The following is a 20,384-nucleotide window of genomic DNA, read 5'->3' as shown; positions in this document are numbered from 1 at the left end:
GAGGAATGGTTAAGTTAAGTTGGCCGTACTTCGTATCAAACGAGCGCTCATAACTGCCGTTGCGGTTATTACCAGTGTTAATCCCAGCGTATGAGTAGCGTTCGTAACCCAAAAACTCTGCCAATTCAGTTTGAAGCAGCTGGTTGATGGCGATTTCAAGGTGGTGACGAAAAACTTCGTCCAAATCTTGTTTTTGGGCTAGTGCAGCGATAATTTCTGTGGTAAGTTCATTCATGGGGAATGCCTCCTGTGATGTTTTCTGTGGTTACTAAATATCATAAGGGAAGGCATTCCCTATTTCTATACAATTTAGAAATCTTTTATGCGTTTACACAAAATATTTTACGCTCTCGACTTATGGTAAACTACTGTCTGTATAATGTTAATAAAGTGGTTGGAGTTACGGCTTTCAAGAATTATCTTTGGTCTGGGTTGCCAAGGGATTCTTCAAGCCGCTTTTTTATTGAGAAAGGATTTTTGTTCATGGAATTTATCGGTTCATTGTGTTTAATTTTAGTTGCTACCGCTCTTGGTGGTCATATAAGCGCTCGCCTTAATCTCCCAGCCGTTGTAGGTGAATTATTAATGGGAATCTTATTGGGACCTGCTTTACTTAATTGGGTTCAACCTAATAATTTTATCCATTTCTTTTCCGAGATCGGCGTAATAATTTTAATGTTCATTGCAGGTTTGGAAAGTGATCTCTCCTTGCTTAAACGTTACATTCGTCCTAGTATTGTTGTTGCGGTTCTTGGCATGATCTTCCCAATTATTATTGCTTACTTAACTGGTCTATATTTCCATTTCTCTAACATAGAAAGCCTGTTTTTAGGAGTGACATTTGCTGCTACCTCTGTTTCGATATCAGTCGTTGTTTTACAAGAAATGAAACACCTTAATAGCCAAGAAGGAACAACTATCTTAGGTGCAGCAGTCGTAGATGATATTTTAGCTGTGCTTGCTTTAAGTGTCTTGGTTAGCCTTTCTGGTAATCAAGTTTCCGAACAGGGTGGACCCCAAAATATAGGCCTTTCCCTGCTACTCCAACTCGGATACTTGGTTCTTCTTTTTATCTTGGGACGGTGGGTTATTCCACAGCTCATGAAGCTTAGTGAAAAGCTTTTAGTTCCTTCTTCAGAGATTTTAATTTCGCTGGTTTTGTGCTTGGGATTAGCTTATTCAGCAGATTTAACCGGCTTGAGCACGGTAATTGGCGCTTTCTTTGCTGGTCTTGCTATTGGTCAAACTGATTATAAAGCTCTGATTGACCGTAACGTTGAACCAATCGGCTATGCTGTTTTCATCCCTGTTTTCTTTATTAGCATTGGATTAAAGATGACTTTTACCGGCATTATCAATGATTTCTGGTTATTTTTAATTTTATCTATTGGTGGCATAGTATCGAAACTGCTGGGTGCAGGCATAGGTGCTAAGGTAGCTTCTTTTTCTTGGAATAGCTCCTGGATGATCGGTGCAGGGATGGTCTCACGTGGTGAAATGGCGCTGATTATTGCACAATTAGGCCTCCAAAGCCACTTATTATCCACAGATCGATATTCTGCTGTTATTGGGGCAATTATCATAACCACTTTAGCAGCCCCATTTCTTTTACGCAGTACCATTTCCAAGCTCAGAAAAAGCCAAGACAAGTTAATGGGTTAATTTTTACAAAATAACTCTCGATAAGTCGTGGTTATGTAAATAAGACCTCCAACACCTGCAAATTGCTCTAACCTTACTAGCATGTTATAATAATAGTGCGGAATGAGAGTATATCGTGCATAGACAGCACAAGAGCCACTACCCGGGCATGGGTAGTGGCTCTTTTTTTCGCTGCGCGGAATTCAGCGTGTGAGTTAGAATGACAACTTGCTAGTGATTGTTGTCTTTGTCGCTCTTATCTAACCAGTAAGAGAATAGTTTATTAACTATACCGACTAGAATCGGTGCAACAATCAATGAGAGTATATCATGTAACATAGACAACGCCCCCTTTCGGGGCAAGTTGCCATTCATGATTATAGCATTTCCTCTTTAGTTCGGTCTAAGTAATTTTGAACAGTGTTTTTTTTCTTGTCCTCGCCATTCTCTTTGCTAAAATAAAACTAAAAATAACTTTATTTGCGGAGGTTTTAGCTATGGCTAGTGAACTAGAAAAATTAGATGAACTACAGCGGAAATTAAACGAGCGGAAACGCAAAGCACGCACCAAAGAATATCAGAAATTAGGCCGTGAGTTTTATCAGAAATCACAGGCCAAAACTTTTGCAGGTGCGCACCAGATGTTAGACCATATTCCCATGTTTCAACAATCTGCAAAAAAAGCCAATTTAACGGACGCTTTACAATTAATATCCGGTTTTTAGAACGTGTTTAGAATCTTTTCAAGAGTATTCGCAGGAAGGCTAAGCTAATCATCATCTTACTGGTGTTCAGCTTTCGCTCACAATTGCGCCAGAGGCGCCGATATTTTCCTAGCCAGCTAAAACTGCGTTCGATAACCCAGCATTGCGGGGTCACTTGACCGTGCCTAAGGTCACTCTGTTTAGCAATAATGACTTCAGCGTTAATCATTGCCTGAACTGATTGAGCAAAGTTGTTACCAGTATAACCACCATCGGCCATTACTCGTTGAACCAGGTCAAACTGTGATTTGTTTAACGCCAGTAGCGCATTGGCGCCATCACGCTCAGAAACATTGGCGGTTGTCACATGGACTGCCATCGGCAGCCCATTGATATCTACAGCAAGATGGCGCTTAATCCCACTCACCTTTTTACCACCATCGTAGCCACTACTTTCAGCAGGATCGGTATTCTTGACACTTTGAGCATCTAGAATGATGAACGATGTATAAACTGAACGCTTCTGAGCCAACCGATGTTGGCTGACAATTTTTTTAAAACGTTATCCAGAGGAGTGATACCAGCAGGAGATGGCGTTTTAGTCCAAAGTAACCAGTAATAATAGACGGTTTCCCATTTAGGAAAATCACTGGGTAAATCGCGCCAAACGCACCCATTTTTCAAGGTATAAAGCAGGGCACAAAAGATATCATATAAATCAACCTTTCTTGGCTTAGTCCGCTTATGTATGCCTTCTAGATCTGTCCGGATTAGTTCAAATTGTTCACGAGAGATGTCGCTACTATAATGGTGTGCAAAGCTTTTCATGGATTAAAAACTCCTGTTTTTGATCGAATTTAACTAAAATCAAATCGAATGTCAAAGTATCCAAACACGTTCTTAAGATAGGTAGTGACCTGACATATAATTTGGACTTGTTATGAATATGTGTTAAGGTAATCTTAATGATTCGGCTGTAACATTTTTGTAATGTTGGACCACAAGTTCGTTTTATAGTTATTTTACAGCGTGGCCGATCAAAGCTAGTAAAGCATCGATCGGTCTCTTTTTGTATCATATTTTTCATTTTATTCAGTAAGGTATACGCTAGGCAATACACTATAATAACGAAGGTTCAAGCTGTAGACAGTTCAAGTCTTTTTTATTCGAGCAGAAAGGCCAGTTATCAGGCTGGCCTGACGAATTTCAACTGCTAGGGCAGTGTAGGGTGTACTAAACATTTTTCAGCCGATGATTCTTAATTGTTTATCAGTTACACCAAGCACTTCGCAGCATAAGAAAGCACGGATTTATTGGAGGCATGTAATGACAGAAAAAGTTAAAGTCAAACATTTAACTAAAATATTTGGCAAACAGATCTCTCAGGCTAAGGAACTCCTTAAACAAGGTAAGAACAAAGAGGAGATCCTTGCTCAAACTGGTTGTACAGTTGGTGTCAGTGACGCTAATTTTTCAATTAATGAAGGAGAGATCTTTGTTGTCATGGGTCTATCCGGTAGTGGTAAATCAACCCTGATCCGGATGATCAATCGTTTGATCAACTCGACTGATGGAGATGTCGAAGTTGATGGCCAAAGTGTGATGGATCTAGACAAAGAAGGTTTGCGTAAACTACGCCAGGATAAGTTCGGAATGGTTTTCCAGAATTTTGCTTTGTTCCCACACTTGACAGTTCTGCAGAATGCGGAATATGGATTAGCACTAAAAAAAGTTGATCAGGAAACGCAAGAAAAAAAGGCCAAGGATGCTTTGAACCTAGTTGGTTTGAATGGTTACGATCAACAATATCCCGACCAGTTATCTGGTGGGATGCAGCAACGGGTCGGTTTAGCACGGGCAATTGCCAATGATGCCGAGATCTTACTGATGGACGAAGCCTTTTCTGCCTTGGATCCACTGTATCGTAAAGAAATGCAGGATCTCTTGTTACAGATCCAAGAAAAAATGCATAAGACAGTTATTTTCATTGGTCATGATTTAAACGAAGCCTTGAAATTGGGTGATCGAATCATGATCATGCGTGATGGTGTAGTTCAACAGATCGGGGATCCTGAAGATATCTTGACGCATCCGGCTAATGATTATGTCGAACGCTTTATTGAAGGCGTTGACCGGACTCAAGTCTTGACAGCCAGCAGCGTCATGGCTAAAGCACAGGTGGTCAACATTGCTAAAGCTGGTCCGCGAGTGGCTTTACGCCGCATGCGTGAAAATGATATTTCTTCGATCTATGTGGTTGATAACGAAAACAGGTTCGTCGGCTTTGCTGACGCGCATGATGTTTCAGACCTGATCAAGAAAAACAGTAAAGATTTACGGTCCGTTTTGAAGACCGATGTGCCCAAGACTCATGCTGATACACCGATCAATGATCTGATCAATGATATTTCGAAGACCCCGATCCCGTATATCGTGGTCGATGATGATGATCATTTGCTGGGTATTATCTTGCGTGGGACAGTCTTGGCTGCTATTTCCGGGGAAGAGGTGAGCGCTTAATGAAAGGTATCGGAGCATTACCATTAGCCGATTGGATCAACGCTGGTGTTGATTGGCTAAGTAAATTTACAGGATTTTTCAACAGTATCACGGCTTTTTTCCAGGCTATCATTGACGCGATCCAATGGGTCTTTGATTTATTGCCGGAATGGCTATTTATCATTGTTATTTTGGCTTTAACGTATTGGGTCAAGAAAGACCAGAAGAAATTGGGCTTCATGATTTTTGAAGTTTTGGGTCTTTTATTGATCTGGAACTTAGGATATTGGCGTGATATGACACAGACCCTGACTTTGGTCTTGTCGTCAAGTTTGATCGCGATCATCATTGGGATCCCGCTGGGGATCTGGATGGCTAAGAGTAATAAAGCTGAAGTTGTGATCAAACCGATCCTGGACTTCATGCAGACTCTGCCGGCCTTTGTTTACCTGATCCCAGCTGTGGCCTTCTTTGGTATCGGGATGGTCCCTGGTGTCTTGGCATCTGTGATCTTCGCAATGCCGCCGACAGTACGGATGACCAGCTTGGGTATCCGTCAGGTCCCAGAAGGCTTGATCGAAGCTGCCGATTCATTCGGTTCGACTAGCTGGCAAAAACTGATCGGACTGCAATTGCCGATGGCTAAGACAACGATCATGTCCGGTGTCAACCAGACAATGATGCTCGGACTTTCCATGGTCGTTATTGCATCGATGATCGGTGCGCTTGGTTTGGGTACGCAGGTTTACTTCGCTGTTGGACGTAACGATGCTGGTGCAGGTTTCGCTGCAGGTATCGCGGTGGTTATCGTCGCTATTATTTTGGATCGGATCACACAATCGTTCAACCAGACATCCAGATAAGGGGTGATCATAGTGAAGAAGAAAATCCTCCGTTATCTAAAATTAGCAGCCGCGACGTTAGGCTTGGCAGTAGTTGTTAGTGCCTGTGCCAAGCCGCCCGAATATAATTCGCATAAAAAATTAGGGCCTCAGATCAACTATACGATCACAGGGATCGAAGCTGGTGCGGGTATTACTGATAGTACTGAAACGGCTTTGAGTAAGTACCATCTGAAAAGCGCAAATTGGCAAATTATGCCAAGTTCTACTGCTGCCATGGTAAGTACCTTGGATAAGGCTATTAAAAATAAAGAGCCGATCGTAGTGACAGGGTGGCAGCCGCACTGGATGTTCGCCAAATATCCGCTGAAATTCCTAGATGATCCTAAACATGCTTATGGCAAGGGTGAATCAATGCGGACTATTACTCGAAAGGGATTTAAACAAGATAATCCAGGTGCCAATAAATTCTTAGAGAATTTCCATTGGTCGATCAAAATTTCTAATCCATTAATGATGAAAATCAACAACGGTATGAATAAACAAAAGGCCGTTGATGAGTTTATTAAGGACCATCCTAAGCAAGTCAAAGAGTGGCTAAAGGGTGTGCCTGATGGAAAAGGCAAGAAAATCAAGATCGGGTATACTCCATATGACTATGAAATAGCTACTACTACCCTAGTCACAACTCTTTTGAAACAAAAGGGGTATGACGCAACGATGCAGCAGCTTGATGTTGGTATTATGTGGAGTGCGATCTCTAGTGGTAAATTGGATGCGACAGTTACAGTCGAACTTCCTGTGACACATAAGTTATATGCTAAGAAATATAAGGGTAAATATGTTGAAGTCAGGAAAAATCTGGAGCATGCTAAAACTGGATTGGCTGTGCCGAAGTATATGAAGAATATTAATACCATCGATGATTTAAAAAACAAATAAAAATAAGGTTGATGCAAAAAGTATTAGTGGATCATCCTGAAACGTAACCTGGCTGTTAACGATCCATTACCTCCTTACTATTCTGAAGTTGAGGATATTATCAATGGTATTTTATTCTTGGCGAGTGACAAAGCTAAGACAATTACCGGAACAGAATTAGTAATTGATAATGGTAGCCTAGCTATTTAAAAATATGAGTCTTGAAAAGATACCCTGCAAATGTAAAGGGGTATCTTTTCGGGACTTTGTCAAATAGTGTTGATGGTCCATAGAACTCTATCTTATGGTAGGGTTCTTTTTTTACCGCCATAGCTAGATTAAAGTGTTTGGGTTGGGAGGCAGGTGCGGGTCCGAAGCGTAGCGAAACGGGCCCGCACCTGCCTCCCACAGTGTTGACCTAAATTTTTTATTTTAGGCATGGATCAATTTGATGCGGATAAAGAAATGCCTTAAGTTACTGAAACCGTAACAGCTACGTTTAAGTTCTTTGATCTTGCGATTGATCCCCTCTAACGGCCCATTAGAGTAGTCATAGAGACAAGCGTTCCTGATCCCTAAGTAGTTCTTTTGAATGGTCCTTATGACGGTATCCATTTCAGTACCATTGGGACGGTAGTTCATAACTAATTGTTGTAAAGTAGCCCGATCGCGGTTGCGAATAAAGGTTAAGAGGTAGATTGTACTTGCTTTGTCCACAATTACATCTCCTACCGTTTAATGTTGTCAGGGCTAACTATCTCTTAAGGTAAATCACGACTATGAAAATAGTCAAAAAATATGCATAACATCAAAGTTGTCTGATATGCTCTGTTATCATACAATGGTAGTATAGTTTTAAATAAAATTAGTGCTAGTAGATTGTATAACCACTAAATCCTATATGGTTGGAGGTAGTAATTATGTTCAAGAACATCCTAGTTCCACTAGACGGAAGTAAAGATTCATTCAAGGCATTAGCATATGCTAAAGAGATGGCACAGATGTTTTCTGCTACTCTTTTTGTAACCACTATAATTGACCCTAGTGTTGCTATACCAGCCGGTGTACCTCCAGTTGGTGGCATTGTTCCGGTCCAAGTTGAGTTGGACGTTCGCGAAGAGGCAGCGCATGTTATTGATGAGGCAAAAAAAGAACTAGCTGGTACTAATATTCAAGTAAAGTACACCATTGTTTCTGGTACAGTAAATGATGAAATTGCTACTAATCTTCCAGAGAAGGAAGAAATCGATCTAATCGTACTTGGAAAGTCTGGAAAGAGCGCGTTAGAGAAGCTCATTGTTGGCTCTGTGACAAAGTACGTTGTGCAACACGCAGAAGTTCCTGTATTAGTTACCGAAGCGGCTTCTGAGTAAGCTAGCTGCTCTATTGACACTAGTACATGTATGTATGACGCACTACTTAGATACTGCTATAATATTAGCTTGATATAGTAACCCCCCTGAGTCTGAATTTACTCTGACTCAGGGGGGTCTCTTTACCGATATCTTTTTATTATGTATATTAGCAGGGGCTCTGGTGCAAAAATAATAAAAGGAGCGATTTAACCCTGTTTGATAATCATTTGCGGGCTAGTTTGCTAATAATTCGGTTAATGATTGTAACGCTGAAAAACCAAAGAGGTTAATTGCTCTTTGGCTTATTTTATGTAGCTGATGCATGACTTCAATACCACTTAAAGTTTTACTGGCGGTGCGCATAGATTGAAACCCGCTAGATTTAACTAACACATGTTTAATCAGCCGATGATCTTGCTCGATCAGATTATTTCGATACTTAGAGCACTGGTGATTTCCTTTCGCCAATAATCCATTTTTAATTACTTGCTTAATCGCTTTTAAAGTTGCTCCATACTGATCGGTTACCAAACAATCTGGGCGACCGTAGGTCGTCAATAACCGTTTCAAGAAGTGGTAAGCGGATTGGTAATCTCGATGACGACGCAATTCAAAGTCTAATGTTAATCCATGATTGTCAATGGCTCGATAAAAGTAATACCAGCGCCCTTTAATTTTAAGATAGGTTTCATCCATTCGCCAGCTCTGACTAGTGGCATGTTGCTGCTTTCGCCACAACAATTTAAAGATTGGACCATAGTGATGAACCCAACGCATAATTGTCGTATGGTGGACCGCAATTCCCCGATCACGCAAAATTTCAACAAGATCCCGATAGCTTAAACTGAAGCGAAGATAGTAGCCGACGGCTACCAAAATAATGTCTTTCTGGAAATGCCGCCCTTTAAAATAATTTTTCATCATGACGAATTTACAATTGAAGTGCAACAAGTAAGAAAAAAATAAAAAAGAACTCATAGCCTGAGTCCTATAAAATGAAGTCACCACAACAATCATCTAAAGGAGATCCTAGGCTATGAGTCCGTACAACCATCTTACCTTAAAAGACCGAGAATGCATACTGTTGGGCGTCACTTTAAACGATACCTATCAAGTTATTGCGGAGAAAATTGGGTGTTCCAAAGCCACCGTATCGCGCGAAATCAAGCGCAATGGTGGTCGTAAGGCATACTCGGCCGTCAAAGCCCAAGAGAACTATCAGGGACGGCGGCTAAAAAGCCGACGTCCTAGGCTTCTAACTGATTTGAAGTTACGGGATTTTGTTCTTCACTGTATTGTTCAACGTCAGTGGTCCCCGGAACAAATTTCCGGTCGTTTAGTCCACGAAAACAGTGAATGGCATGTCAGTTATAACACCATTTATCGTGGGATTGAACGTGATAATTTAGGCATCAAACGTAAGAATCACGAGGCTCGTGGCTTTGCCCGTAAGCTCCGTCACCGTGGTAAAACCCGAAAGGTCAAGGGAACCATTAAGGAACGTCGGGGACGATTTAACGACGTCCCTTCCGTTCATGAACGACCTGTTTCATGTGAGAATCGAAGCTGGTTTGGTCATTGGGAAAGTGATACCGTTCGCGGTAAAACCGGGCGTTCGGCCCTGGTAACCTTGGTGGACCGCAAATCTCGGTATTTATTATCTCAGCGGGTGCCCAAAGTAAACGCCAAGAACGTCACACAAGCGATGATTGACCTCTTGCATACCGTGACGCCCAAACGAGTTCGGACGCTTACGCCGGATCGTGGAACTGAATTCGCAGGATACCGCGAAGTTAGTCAAGAGCTCAGTATCCCAGTCTATTTCCCAGATCCTCATGCGCCTCAGCAACGGGGAACCAATGAGAATACCAACGGACTTATCCGTGAGTATTTCCCCAAAGGAACCGACCTAGACCAACTGACTGATCAAGATATCGACAAGTTTGTCAGGGATTTAAATCACCGACCACGTAAGGTCTTAGGCTGGAAGAGTCCATTTGAAGTTTTCTTCGGGACAAAGTTGCGCTTGATTTGACAATTCGTCATAGCTACCTCGCTTTTTAGGCTAATTATACTCAAAATAAGTTTACCTGAAAACTTTTGCACCAGAACTGGTTTTGGCAGACCGGTCTTTTGTTGAAGTGAAGCAAACTTAAACATTAAGATTATTTTAGTCTTGTGACAATAATCATTTTGTATACCCAAGTAATTAATTGAGCGTTGCAAGTCGCAAAGTTTCTCACCATTAAAAAAGCTTAGATATATTTAGATACAAATTTTTTGACGTTTTGAATATGTGATAATTAAAGTGTTTAAATGGCACAAACTAGGTCACAACTTAACAGTTGTGGCCTCTTTTTTGATGCTGTATAATTAAAGGGTTAGAATCGTGTCATTACTTAATGACATAAATAAGGAGATAAAAAGATGAAATATGGCTATGCGCGGGTCAGTACCACTGATCAAAAATTAGCAAATCAAATTGAGTTACTAAAATTGGCAGGAGCAGAAAAAATCTTTCAGGAAAAGTTTACCGGCACAACTACCGAACGACCGGAGTTTCAAAAACTGTTGCGCGTTCTAAAAACAGGCGATACTTTGATTGTTACTAAGTTGGATCGGTTTGCGCGGAACACACGCGAGGCCTTAGCCATTATCCAAGAGTTGTTTAAAGAAAATGTCAAAGTCAACATTTTGAATATGGGCTTAATTGACAATACGCCGACTGGACAACTAGTCTTTACAATATTTAGCGCCTTTGCGCAGTTTGAACGCGATATGATTGTCACGCGCACACAAGAAGGTAAATTGTATGCCAAGCAACATGATCCGTTGTTTCGGGAAGGGCGACCGAAAACGTATTCTGATGAACAAATCAGATTTGCTTATGAGTTGCGAAAACAAGGCATGACTTATAAGATGATTGAACGAAAGACGGGGATTAGTAAACGCACGCAACAGCGAAGGTTTAAGTCGATTTAAAAATAGGTGTTTTAAGAATTGAATGTTTAATTAATCACGTACGACGGGGATTGCCGCTTTATTAAACAGTTGTGAGAGAAATTTATTTAGGGATTTTAAGCATTATTTATACCTGTTGTGCTATTGAGGTTAGTTGTGATAAGGATTAATTTGTACTACAAAAGGCCTACTCAATTGTTAGTTGAGCAGGCCTTTTGTGGGTATTTTGATTAGAGCTATTAACCCTATGCTAATTATAAGTCTTAGTTTCCAAATGGCAAATTACAAGTTTAATCCGAACAAGCCCGGAAACTTTCAATGGCAATTTGTTGATGATGGATTTTCAATGGCCGTTGATTAATAGGTTCAAGTGCTGCTATGATCTCATTAATTGTTACATGGTTAAAGTTGGACTGTTTGAGAAAAACCAACATAACCATCGATTAAAAGATTCATTAGCAACCTACATCTATAAATAGTATGATACCATGTCATTTATAGATGTAGTCGGCTATTGTGGCCCAAATTAATAAATACCACGTTGGCGCCAACTGAATTAACTATTAAAATTTCGGTGGTTAAAATCAGCAATAGTATAACTCTAACATTCACGATAAGTAACTACCAGCGACTGGATAAGTGTACCTTTTTAAGGAGGCCCAAAATTGATGTTACCATTATTGATCTTATTAGTTGAGTTTGTTTTACTCATATTTCTTGGTAAGATTCGAAAAAAAATTATGGACTATACAAGATCAGACGAGTTATATTTTTGGGGCCTCTTTCTAAAAAAAAGCGATTCCCGTCAAAAGATGAAACAGATCAAGAAAAAAGTCCTTCAAACGTATCGTAGAAGCTCCCTAAAAAACGAACTACTCTTCTGGCTAGAGTTTACAGTTGCTAGAGGTTGCTTTTATGGTTCGCTCATGTGGCTCTGGTACATAGTTGCTTTCGGAAATAGTATCATCCAAATCCGACCAGCAATCATTGGCTTTATGATTGCTATTCCACCCACGATAGCACTTCCCCAACAGCTATATCATTTTTGGAAACAACAACCTATTTGGCATGAGCAGCCTATTGAAAAACAAGCTTTCCTACTACCAAACGAACAAGATCACAAAGCCTTATTTAAGTACCATTTACAATCTTACTCTTTATTGTTACTATCGTTGGTTATAGGATGGTTTGGTACAGGAATCTGAGTGCTCAAAGAACAAGGTGAGAAACTAATTTTGGTTTCTCACCTTGTTCTTTTTTATCTAAATTTTTTATCTTATCCTTTATTATTCGTTAAAAATTTTGTGGCAAGTGCTACAAATGCTGCGACAACACCCGCAGCAGACGCTGAACCAGCAATTGCAGGCGCCATTGAAATAATTACAGCTACTGAAAGGGTAGCGGCTAATGTTATCCCAAATGATTCAGCAGGGTCGTAGGTAGGCCAGTTATCGAAGTCGCTCTTGTTGAAAGTAACATCAATTTCAATTGTTAAGGTCTCGCTTAATGGGCCTTTTTCAACTTGATAGACATAATATTTCAACTTAAAACTAAACTCACCGTCCTTACTATCACCAATTTCTAACTCAAAATTTCCTTTCTTTATTTTCTCTGAAATCCCCCATTTTCCAATACCATCAACAGTTAAATGCCCAATCCAATCTGGAAGTTTATACTTTGTTTCTAGAATAGCTGTTAGATCAGCTTCCGGTAATTCGTTATTTGAAATAGTCACAATGTTTGAACTTGATTTATCAGCTACTTCATTAGTAGCAAGCCAGGTAACCTTAAACGGCCCAATAGTTTGAACGTATTTCCCACCAATTTGCAGGTTCGTATTCCCTAAAATATATTTAAGCGCTTCATCAGCGGTGACACCACCTGTACTTTTAAATTTTTTAGTCCCACTATCACGACCAGATGATGCATCTTGGTCAATGTCAACACCAGAACCAGTAGTATACTCTACAAATTGATCGAAGCACCAATTCTTGGGCATTGGAAACCCGAGGTTACCGCTCCATCCATAAGACATATTAGCCACAAAGAAATTCGAAATTCCCATACTTTCTGCCGCATGTAGGCAAACATTCCGTGTCCCATATAACCCAGTTTTATAGCCTAAGTCAGTTAGTGATGCTCGTACGGCTTGCAAGTACGCAATAACCGTACCCTCGATGTCTCCATCCTGTAAATCTAAGTCCGCTGCAAAGTAGATCACGGTACCGTCTGGAAAGCCGAGCGCACGATCCGCATATGCTGCTAGGTATGCGTCTTTAGTTCCTTGTGATTCAGTGAAATAACTAACTTCATACCCACCGTCCTCATAGATAGGAAAAATCGAAAAACCCGCAGCAGTTAATTTACTAATTTCATCAGATGTCAAGTTCTTGGCTTTTTTGGCACTACCCGTTCCGACAGATCCCGTTAAGTAACGGCCAACGATTGAAAAACCAGCTTGGTACAGCCGTTGAATCATACTAGTATCTGTCAGTTGGGTTGCGCAATCAAAGGTATTAGAATCTCGACCGGTATCACCATTACTAGTTAGAAGTCCTTTAATCACTCGCAAATCAGCTACGCCTGAATAAGTCGAGGCACTACTTAATGAGCCATCGGGTAAAATCATAAACTTCCTAAAAGCCACAATCTCATTTGCAACAGTAGTGCTGAAATACCCATCAAAGGCTCCAGACTGATAGTAGTTATTCACATAAAGCCCATACTGAATTAGTTTAACGATATTACCATGCTCGCCGACCTTGACAGTGGGCGTCAAAGCAATAGTTTGATTACCGTAATAACCATTGGCCTCACTGGGTGACATACCTTCGATAGCCTGGAGAGCATAGATTAGTGCCTCATTTGTGTCGCGCTGATAGATTCCATCACAAGGTCTAATACCAATATAACTCTCATAATTGGCATTTAACCATTGCTGCATTGCCCGAATTTTAGCATCTCCATTTTGGACTAATAAAAAAGCACTCATATCAAATAATGCAGCCATCAAGTTAGTTGTCATTGTACCATTGGCAGTAATACCAGCATCACTTTGTAATTTCTTAACTGCTGCTATCGTATCAGCCGAATAAACAGTTGAAAAATCATTTGGTGAAATTCCTTTGCACCAAAAGGCTCTTTGAATTAGCTTGGCAACATTACCTTTATAATTAAGCTTCAAATTTGCAACGAAGCCATCTACCGCCTTCCGGGTGGCATTACCAAACCCCTCACCTTGAATATCAACCATTACTACCTAACAATTGGCCATTTACTTATTTAAATCATTTCGGTGAGACCACAACCGACCAGAAGCTACTAGAAAGACGGACATTAGCAAACATACACAACAAAGAAAAAAACATGCTGTGCTATATTCAGTCATTGCATATCATATCATGCTATGATATGCTTTAACTGTAAACAAGGAGGCGCCCTATGAAAATAATTACTTTTTCTGCTATTAAGGGAGGGGTTGGCAAAACAACCTTAACTTTCAATTATAGTGAATGGCTGTCTAGCAAAGGCTATAACGTTTTGCTGATTGATAGCGACCACCAATGCAGTCTGACCCAAACCTATGATATTTATAAAGACCATGGCACCTTAGCTAACATTTTTACAAAAGATAGTGAAAAAGTAGAAATTATTGAATTGCACAAAAACTTATCAATTATTCCTGCTTCTATGAATTTAGATATGGTCAACAATGATCTTCAAACGAGAGCCAACAAAGAATTACTAATGTACATGTGGTTCTCAGACAATTATGACAAACTGAAAAAATTTGACTATGTATTAATAGACACACATCCGGATTTTTCGACAATCACGCAAAATATGATTGTAATTTCAGATTTAGTATTTAGTCCGATTGAACCAAGTGAATACGGTTTTATTTCCAAAAGTAATTTGGAATTAAGAATGGAACAATTAAAACAAGAAGTAATTAATGTTGAAAGTCGTAAAAGCTTTATCACAGCAGAACTAAAATTTATTGGAAATAGAATAAAACATAATACTAAATCTTCACATGAATTTGTGGAACAAATGAAAAAAGATTCCAGAACCATTGCCTTAATTCCTGAAAGAGAAGTATTCAATAAAACAACTCTTAATCATGAACCGCTGATCAACATGGAAAAAGGCAAAAGCTCAACTCCAAAAGCAAGGGAATTTTTTGAGAAAATTGACAAAATATTTGATACGTTTACTAAGCAATAATCATATCATGCTATGACATAGTGTGATATGCTATCGAAAGGATCAACATCATGGCATTTGAAGATAAAATGGACCAATTAAAAAACAGTATGAACAGCAATCCAATAACAAATGAACCTCCTACACCTAGAGTTTCAAAGTCTTATACTTTAAAACAAAACGTTGCTAATGAATTGGCCAGACGTGCCAAAGGAAAAGAGTTAACAGCTTCCAGATATTTAGAACAGCTATTGAAAAAAGAGTTCAATCTATAATTATGATCAGCCAGAAAATTCATAAGTACAACAGCAACTACAATAAATGTTACATTTTTTGGTTAATTTAATTAAAACATCGATTGAATAATATTTGCTAGTATATTCAATCGCTTGTTGGTTCCAAACTAAGAGCTGGTAAAGTATACAAGATCAAATAATGTTGCTGGAAGATAAGCGCTATGCTAGACTAAAACTAATTTAACAACCGAATAGAAGATAAAGCTAAACAGAAAAAGTCCTTGATTCACGGGGAATCAGGGACTTTTGGTTTAGCAAGTAGCTATCAGACAGCTACTTAGATTCAGTCGATTTTAACTTGGCGGTGAAAATCGACTGAACATTGTTCTTAATTTGTAGGTTAATTATACCGCAAACCAGTCCTAGAGGACAAGTGAAGGATAGTTAAAAACAAATCAAAGCCAATGGACTAAGTAGCTAACCGAAGCTATTTAGTCCATTTTTTGTTGTTAGAAATTAAAAAAGTTGCCGAATGGGCAACCAAGAATAGGCACATGCTGGTAAATTACAAAGCCCTCACGGCTAAATGAATGCTTTGTAATTTAGTTAAAGCATATCAGATTTGTATTTTAAAGCAAATCTAATGTTTTAGCAACTCTCTTTCGAGACAGTGTGTGTCAGTTGAGAAGGGAAGTTTTATAATGAATCAAACTAATTTCAATTTTATTGAGTCGGAAAAAGCTTATGCAACTCGTTTTTTCCAATTCCCACAGGTTTTAATTTATGGATCTCAATATAAGACATTAAGTGATAGTGCAAAATTAGGATATATGATTTTACACGATAGACTAGATTATTCATTGAAAAACAACTGGGTTGATGAAGATAACAGGGTTTATTTCATTTTTACAAATCAAGAACTAACAGATCTTATGGGCTGGTCAAAAAAGAAAGTGATTAGGGTAAAAAATGAACTTGAAAACCAAGGATTATTATTTCAGAAAGCCATGCACTTTAATCCCAAAACTGGTAAAAATGAACCAAATAGATTGTATTTAGCAGATTTAGAAGTTACCGCAACAGACATTTATACAAAATCTCGGCAACAAGAGCCACGAACCCTTGGTACACGCGAAAGTGTCAAAACGGAACCTTCGCGGAAGTTCGTTAAAACCCTTGATACACGCGAAAGTGTCAAAACGGAACCTTCGCGGAAGTTCGTTAAAGATACACCACAAACCCTTGATACACGCGAAAGTGTCAAAAAGAGTCACAATCTAGACTATACTAATAATTTAGATACTAATAGATATAATATAGATACTCAAAAGTTGGACTTTTCCACAGCCCAATTCTCACCAGCAGAACTAGAAAAGCAAAACAAGGATTTGGTGAACCATGCTAATGATTTCTTAACTGATAAAGATAGTGGCTTACCGGTTTTCTTAGAACCCGAAGCCGTACAATTACTTAGTTTCTGGTGCCGCACCCCGCAACAAATGCGCCGGTTTATTGGTATCATTCTGAATGCTAAATATCGAGTTGAAAAGGATCATCAGGACATTGGCGTCATAATCCCACTTGATGATGAGGAACTGAAGCCTTTAATGACTAAAGCCTTAAGACGCTACTTTAACGCCCTAAGAAGCAATGAGAAACATATCAAGAACGTGGAAAACTACTTGTATGGCACCATGCAAAACCTATTTGGCGTTTGGTGGAATCAACAAGCGGCTAGAGAATATGCTGCCAAACATCCCGAAGAACAGAACACTGACAATGAGCACTCTTGGAATTAAACGTCATATGAGCTCATTTAAGCCGTTTTAAGCGTTGCAGTGCATAATTATATTAAAACTGCTTTAAAATCACTCAGAAGCAAAAATAGGGGCCTTAAGTGGTTAAACAGGCGATGACTGAACTAAGCGAATGTGAAAGGAGCTTTTTAAATGACCAAACCAAGCAAAGAAGTCGAAAAAATAGAGCAATTGTTGGCTGGCCCCTGGGCAATCAACATTCAAAAAATTTGGGAGCAAGCAGCACATAATCAAGATCCTGATAAGCGCAAGTTGTTTGACGCGTTACACAATTACCTCTTAGATAAACGCCAAGAGAAAATTATCAACGAAAAGCATTTCGTGATTTAACATGAGTGAGCTAAAAAGATACCTCATCGTAGCTGGTATAAACGGCGCTGGTAAAAGCACTTTATATCGCGCGAGACCCGAATTATTTACTCACTCCAAACGATTAAATGCCGATGAAATCCTACAAAAAATGGGTGGCGATTGGCGTAAAGATCGTGATAACTTTAGGGCAATGCGCGAAGAAATAAAACAATTCCAGCGGCTTTAGATATCGGGCGGAGTATCCATGTTGAAACAACCTTGGCTGGCCAGGGTAGGGCGCAATTGAATTTAATTGATCTGGCTCACCAAAATAGTTTTGAGGTAACACTTTTATACGTGGCGTTAAAAAACGAAAAAGTAACAATTAATCGAGTTCATGAACGGGTCAAAAAAGGTGGGCACGGGGTACCAGATGAAGTTGTTAAAAAACGCTATAATCAATCAAATCATAATTTAGCAGCAGTTGCATTCAAAGCTGATAACGTCGTGATCTGCGATAATAGCCAAAAATTTGTATCAGTTTACAGAAGAGAGCATGACCAGGTAATTAAAAATAATTTGCGATATTTTCCTTGAATAAACCCCAAAATCACCTTTGAAGCAGCCGTTCAAAAACAATTAAATTCCTTTGTTAAAAATAATTCAGATTTAAAAATTAGAAATCCCATGAATGATTCAGAAAATAAAAACGATCGGCCTAGTTATTATTAGGTTGATCGTTTTTGAATTTATTCGGCTTATGGGCATTAACATAACCGGCAAATGTTTTTAAAAGTTCTTCGGTTTGTTCAACCGAGAGATTATCAGCTTGAAAGTATTTTTCGAGCAAAGCCCCTTTTTGAATTAATCGGCGAGAACGGGCTTTGCGGGCTTGCCGATTTTCGTAGTATTTAGATTGCCGTAATTTGAAATCTTCTCGCTCAATTTTTTGTTTTAAACGCGCTTGTTGCTCAACTAGTTTTTCATATTGATTAGGCATAGTCATTACCACCTAACTATTATTGGTTATTTTGAGCTTGATTTAAAAAGGCGGCAACTTTTTTAGCAATCATTTTAATCTGTGGAGTGGTAAGTGTCCCATAATCCAAATTGGCTGATCTAATGATTTGCTTACCGAGATTTTGTTCAATTTTATTTTTTTCAGCTTTAATCTTTTGATTAAGCTGTTTTAATTTGGCTTCTTGTTTTTCTAAGTTACTTTGAGGCATAATGATTCCTCCAATCGTATTAAAAATAATCACCGACACTATATCATACAGAGAACGTTAAGTCAAAGTATGAAAGTTGAAATAGCGAAGCGGAAGGCATACACTATAAGTAAATTTAGGGGAATCAGAAGACCGAGCAAAACGAGGTCAATGCGCACTTACACGTCATCAAAGATGACGTTGTGCCAAACCCATTAAAACCTGTATTAGAAGTCGCCGATGGCGACAACAAAGTCAAACCCATAGAATCAAAGTGAGAAGGTGACTGATATGGCAATTTTTCATATGAGTTTTAGTAATATTAGTGCTGGGAAAGGACGAAGTGCGATTGCCAGTGCGGCTTATCGAAGTGGTGAAAAATTATTTGATGATCAAGAAGGTCGCTACTATTTCTATGCTCGGTCAGTCATGCCAGAGAGTTTTATTTTAACTCCTAAAAATGCACCAGCATGGGCCAGTAATCGAGAACAATTATGGAATGAAGTTGAAAAGAAAGATCGTAAATCAAACTCACGGTATGCAAAAGAGTTTAACGTGGCTTTACCAATTGAGTTAAGTGTAGATGAAGAAAAAACATTATTAACTAAATACGTGCAAGAAAACTTTGTTGATCAAGGCATGGTAGCCGATGTAGCGATTCATCGTGATCACCCAGATAATCCACACGCACACGTGATGTTAACCAATCGCCCATTTAACCCCGATGGTACTTGGGGACAGAAAACAAAAACCAAATACATTTTAGATAGTCATGGTAATAAAACTAAGACCCCTGCAGGGAATGTGAGAAACCGAAAAATTTGGTTGGTTGATTGGGATAAAAAAGAAAAAATAACTGAATGGCGGCACAATTGGGCGGCAAGTGTAAATCAAGCTTTAGAGCAAAAAAACATTCCTGATCGGATCAGTGAAAAATCATTTGTGGAACAGGGAATAGCTGACACACCAATGCAACACGAGGGAATCAATAGCAAACGGCATGAAAGAAAGGCATTTAATCAACAAGTTAAGAACTATCGTAAGTCCAAAGCTGGCTATAAAAATATGCAGGAGAAAGTAGTTAATCGAGGCCACTTGGATAGCCTAAGTAAACACTTCTCGTTTAACGAGAAAAAAGTGGTCAAAGAGTTAAGCCACGAACTGAAAACTTATATTAGTTTGGAAAGTTTAGATGATAAGCGGCGCATGCTATTTAATTGGAAAAACAGTACCTTAATTAAGCACGCTGTTGGTGAAGATGTCACTAAGCAATTATTGACGATTAACCAACAAGAAAGTTCACTAAAAAAAGCAGACGAACTCTTAAATAAAGTAGTTGATCGCACGACTAAAAAACTTTATCCAGAGCTTGATTTTGAACAGACAACCGCGGCTGAACGACGGGAATTGATTAAAGAAACTAATAGTGAACAAACGATTTTCAAAGGCAGTGAATTAAACGAACGTTTAATGAATATTCGTGATGATTTATTGACCCGACAATTATTGACCTTTACCAAACGGCCATACGTTGGCTGGAAGTTATTAATGCAACAAGAAAAGGAAGTCAAAATCAAGCTTAAATATACGCTGATGATTCATGATGATAGCTTAGAAAGTCTAGAACACGTTGATCAAGGTCTACTAGAAAAGTATTCACCAACCGAGCAGCAAAAGATTACTCGAGCAGTCAAAGACCTACG

At 39.2% G+C, this 20,384-nt stretch carries 22 protein-coding genes and 2 pseudogenes; 15 read left to right on the top strand and 9 right to left on the bottom strand.

Annotated features, from left to right (window positions below; genetic code table 11):
• Positions 1 to 235, bottom strand: a 235-nt coding sequence (locus ACKTSF_RS13240; RefSeq protein WP_181356998.1) for a transposase, incomplete at its 3' end; no start/stop codon positions are given.
• A 248-nt stretch (positions 236 to 483) separates the two neighbouring features.
• Between ACKTSF_RS13240 and ACKTSF_RS13235 the strand changes: the two genes are divergently transcribed.
• Positions 484 to 1,662: a cation:proton antiporter gene (locus ACKTSF_RS13235; protein WP_152706112.1), complete on the top strand. Its 1,179-nt coding sequence runs from the start codon at positions 484 to 486 to the stop codon at positions 1,660 to 1,662.
• Positions 1,663 to 1,872: 210 nt separating this feature from the next.
• On the opposite strand, the gene ACKTSF_RS13230 is transcribed toward ACKTSF_RS13235, so the two are convergent.
• Entirely contained in the window at positions 1,873 to 1,980 is a 108-nt protein-coding gene (locus ACKTSF_RS13230) for a type I toxin-antitoxin system Fst family toxin (protein WP_120326246.1), read from the bottom strand.
• Between the two features lie 158 nt (positions 1,981 to 2,138).
• Here ACKTSF_RS13230 and ACKTSF_RS13225 point away from each other — a divergent pair, with 158 nt between their 5' ends.
• Positions 2,139 to 2,366, top strand: coding sequence for a hypothetical protein (locus tag ACKTSF_RS13225; protein WP_047674646.1), 228 nt, complete (start codon positions 2,139 to 2,141; stop codon positions 2,364 to 2,366).
• Positions 2,367 to 2,373: 7 nt separating this feature from the next.
• Here ACKTSF_RS13225 and ACKTSF_RS13220 read toward each other — a convergent pair.
• A protein-coding gene (locus ACKTSF_RS13220) for an IS5 family transposase (RefSeq protein WP_407890092.1) occupies positions 2,374 to 3,173 on the bottom strand; the annotation gives its coding sequence in 2 pieces (ribosomal slippage) (positions 2,374 to 2,903 and positions 2,903 to 3,173; 801 coding nt in all).
• Between the two features lie 498 nt (positions 3,174 to 3,671).
• On the opposite strand from ACKTSF_RS13220, the gene ACKTSF_RS13215 reads away from it, so the two are divergent.
• From ACKTSF_RS13215 to ACKTSF_RS13205, 3 genes are read left to right on the top strand one after another with little or no spacing between them, the layout of a single operon-like run.
• The gene (locus ACKTSF_RS13215; RefSeq protein WP_063733428.1) at positions 3,672 to 4,865 is read left to right on the top strand and encodes a quaternary amine ABC transporter ATP-binding protein; all 1,194 of its coding nucleotides are present in this window, start codon (positions 3,672 to 3,674) and stop codon (positions 4,863 to 4,865) included.
• A complete protein-coding gene (locus ACKTSF_RS13210; RefSeq protein WP_063733430.1) occupies positions 4,865 to 5,707 on the top strand; it encodes an ABC transporter permease in 843 nt (280 codons plus the stop codon). The genes ACKTSF_RS13215 and ACKTSF_RS13210 overlap by 1 nt, the downstream gene beginning before the upstream one ends.
• A gap of 12 nt (positions 5,708 to 5,719) precedes the next feature.
• Positions 5,720 to 6,628, top strand: a complete 909-nt coding sequence (locus ACKTSF_RS13205; RefSeq protein ID WP_063733432.1) for a glycine betaine ABC transporter substrate-binding protein — start codon at positions 5,720 to 5,722, stop codon at positions 6,626 to 6,628.
• 411 nt (positions 6,629 to 7,039) lie between these two features.
• On the opposite strand, the gene ACKTSF_RS13200 is transcribed toward ACKTSF_RS13205, so the two are convergent.
• Positions 7,040 to 7,324 carry a transposase gene (locus ACKTSF_RS13200; RefSeq protein ID WP_024305876.1) on the bottom strand — a complete coding sequence of 95 codons (285 nt, stop codon included), beginning with the start codon at positions 7,322 to 7,324 and terminating at the stop codon, positions 7,040 to 7,042.
• Between the two features lie 203 nt (positions 7,325 to 7,527).
• Here ACKTSF_RS13200 and ACKTSF_RS13195 point away from each other — a divergent pair, with 203 nt between their 5' ends.
• Complete coding sequence (locus tag ACKTSF_RS13195; RefSeq protein ID WP_024305875.1) at positions 7,528 to 7,980, top strand: universal stress protein; 453 nt, start codon at positions 7,528 to 7,530, stop codon at positions 7,978 to 7,980.
• A 216-nt stretch (positions 7,981 to 8,196) separates the two neighbouring features.
• Here the strand turns inward: ACKTSF_RS13195 and ACKTSF_RS13190 are convergent, their stop codons facing one another.
• Positions 8,197 to 8,883 carry an IS6 family transposase gene (locus tag ACKTSF_RS13190; protein ID WP_165493462.1) on the bottom strand — a complete coding sequence of 229 codons (687 nt, stop codon included), beginning with the start codon at positions 8,881 to 8,883 and terminating at the stop codon, positions 8,197 to 8,199.
• 115 nt (positions 8,884 to 8,998) lie between these two features.
• Here ACKTSF_RS13190 and ACKTSF_RS13185 point away from each other — a divergent pair, with 115 nt between their 5' ends.
• Together ACKTSF_RS13185 and ACKTSF_RS13180 are read left to right on the top strand one after the other, a co-directional pair.
• The gene (locus ACKTSF_RS13185; protein ID WP_012778296.1) at positions 8,999 to 9,997 is read left to right on the top strand and encodes an IS30 family transposase; all 999 of its coding nucleotides are present in this window, start codon (positions 8,999 to 9,001) and stop codon (positions 9,995 to 9,997) included.
• 392 nt (positions 9,998 to 10,389) lie between these two features.
• Positions 10,390 to 10,944: a recombinase family protein gene (locus ACKTSF_RS13180; protein WP_020923829.1), complete on the top strand. Its 555-nt coding sequence runs from the start codon at positions 10,390 to 10,392 to the stop codon at positions 10,942 to 10,944.
• A gap of 269 nt (positions 10,945 to 11,213) precedes the next feature.
• Here ACKTSF_RS13180 and ACKTSF_RS13175 read toward each other — a convergent pair.
• Positions 11,214 to 11,383 (bottom strand): annotated as a pseudogene (locus ACKTSF_RS13175) (IS30 family transposase); the annotation flags it as partial.
• Positions 11,384 to 11,591: 208 nt separating this feature from the next.
• Here ACKTSF_RS13175 and ACKTSF_RS13170 point away from each other — a divergent pair.
• Complete coding sequence (locus ACKTSF_RS13170) at positions 11,592 to 12,128, top strand: hypothetical protein (protein WP_003646125.1); 537 nt, start codon at positions 11,592 to 11,594, stop codon at positions 12,126 to 12,128.
• Between the two features lie 71 nt (positions 12,129 to 12,199).
• Here ACKTSF_RS13170 and ACKTSF_RS13165 read toward each other — a convergent pair whose 3' ends face one another.
• Entirely contained in the window at positions 12,200 to 14,176 is a 1,977-nt protein-coding gene (locus tag ACKTSF_RS13165; protein WP_407890090.1) for a glycoside hydrolase domain-containing protein, read from the bottom strand.
• A 188-nt stretch (positions 14,177 to 14,364) separates the two neighbouring features.
• Between ACKTSF_RS13165 and ACKTSF_RS13160 the strand changes: the two genes are divergently transcribed.
• From ACKTSF_RS13160 to ACKTSF_RS13140, 5 genes and pseudogenes are all read left to right on the top strand, one after another.
• Positions 14,365 to 15,150 carry a ParA family protein gene (locus ACKTSF_RS13160; protein WP_071665541.1) on the top strand — a complete coding sequence of 262 codons (786 nt, stop codon included), beginning with the start codon at positions 14,365 to 14,367 and terminating at the stop codon, positions 15,148 to 15,150.
• Positions 15,151 to 15,200: 50 nt separating this feature from the next.
• A complete protein-coding gene (locus tag ACKTSF_RS13155) occupies positions 15,201 to 15,404 on the top strand; it encodes a hypothetical protein (RefSeq protein WP_015474751.1) in 204 nt (67 codons plus the stop codon).
• 662 nt (positions 15,405 to 16,066) lie between these two features.
• Positions 16,067 to 17,164: a replication initiator protein A gene (locus tag ACKTSF_RS13150; RefSeq protein ID WP_379893309.1), complete on the top strand. Its 1,098-nt coding sequence runs from the start codon at positions 16,067 to 16,069 to the stop codon at positions 17,162 to 17,164.
• A gap of 150 nt (positions 17,165 to 17,314) precedes the next feature.
• The gene (locus tag ACKTSF_RS13145; RefSeq protein WP_379893307.1) at positions 17,315 to 17,512 is read left to right on the top strand and encodes a hypothetical protein; all 198 of its coding nucleotides are present in this window, start codon (positions 17,315 to 17,317) and stop codon (positions 17,510 to 17,512) included.
• A gap of 1 nt (position 17,513) precedes the next feature.
• Positions 17,514 to 18,205: pseudogene (locus ACKTSF_RS13140) on the top strand (ATPase).
• Here ACKTSF_RS13140 and ACKTSF_RS13135 read toward each other — a convergent pair.
• Both ACKTSF_RS13135 and ACKTSF_RS13130 read right to left on the bottom strand, forming a co-directional pair.
• Positions 18,192 to 18,473: a hypothetical protein gene (locus tag ACKTSF_RS13135; RefSeq protein ID WP_035168998.1), complete on the bottom strand. Its 282-nt coding sequence runs from the start codon at positions 18,471 to 18,473 to the stop codon at positions 18,192 to 18,194. The pseudogene ACKTSF_RS13140 and the gene ACKTSF_RS13135 sit on opposite strands and share 14 nt — an antisense overlap.
• Positions 18,474 to 18,492: 19 nt before the next feature.
• Positions 18,493 to 18,702, bottom strand: coding sequence for a hypothetical protein (locus ACKTSF_RS13130; protein ID WP_379893305.1), 210 nt, complete (start codon positions 18,700 to 18,702; stop codon positions 18,493 to 18,495).
• Positions 18,703 to 18,972: 270 nt separating this feature from the next.
• Between ACKTSF_RS13130 and mobQ the strand changes: the two genes are divergently transcribed.
• Positions 18,973 to 20,384 (top strand): MobQ family relaxase (mobQ, locus tag ACKTSF_RS13125; RefSeq protein ID WP_407890087.1); only part of this gene is annotated, 1,412 nt, incomplete at its 3' end.

Origin of the sequence: Levilactobacillus muriae, assembly GCF_045862015.1 — a bacterium.
Lineage (GTDB): Bacteria > Bacillota > Bacilli > Lactobacillales > Lactobacillaceae > Levilactobacillus > Levilactobacillus muriae.
This window is presented reverse-complemented; position numbering and strand designations above follow the sequence as displayed.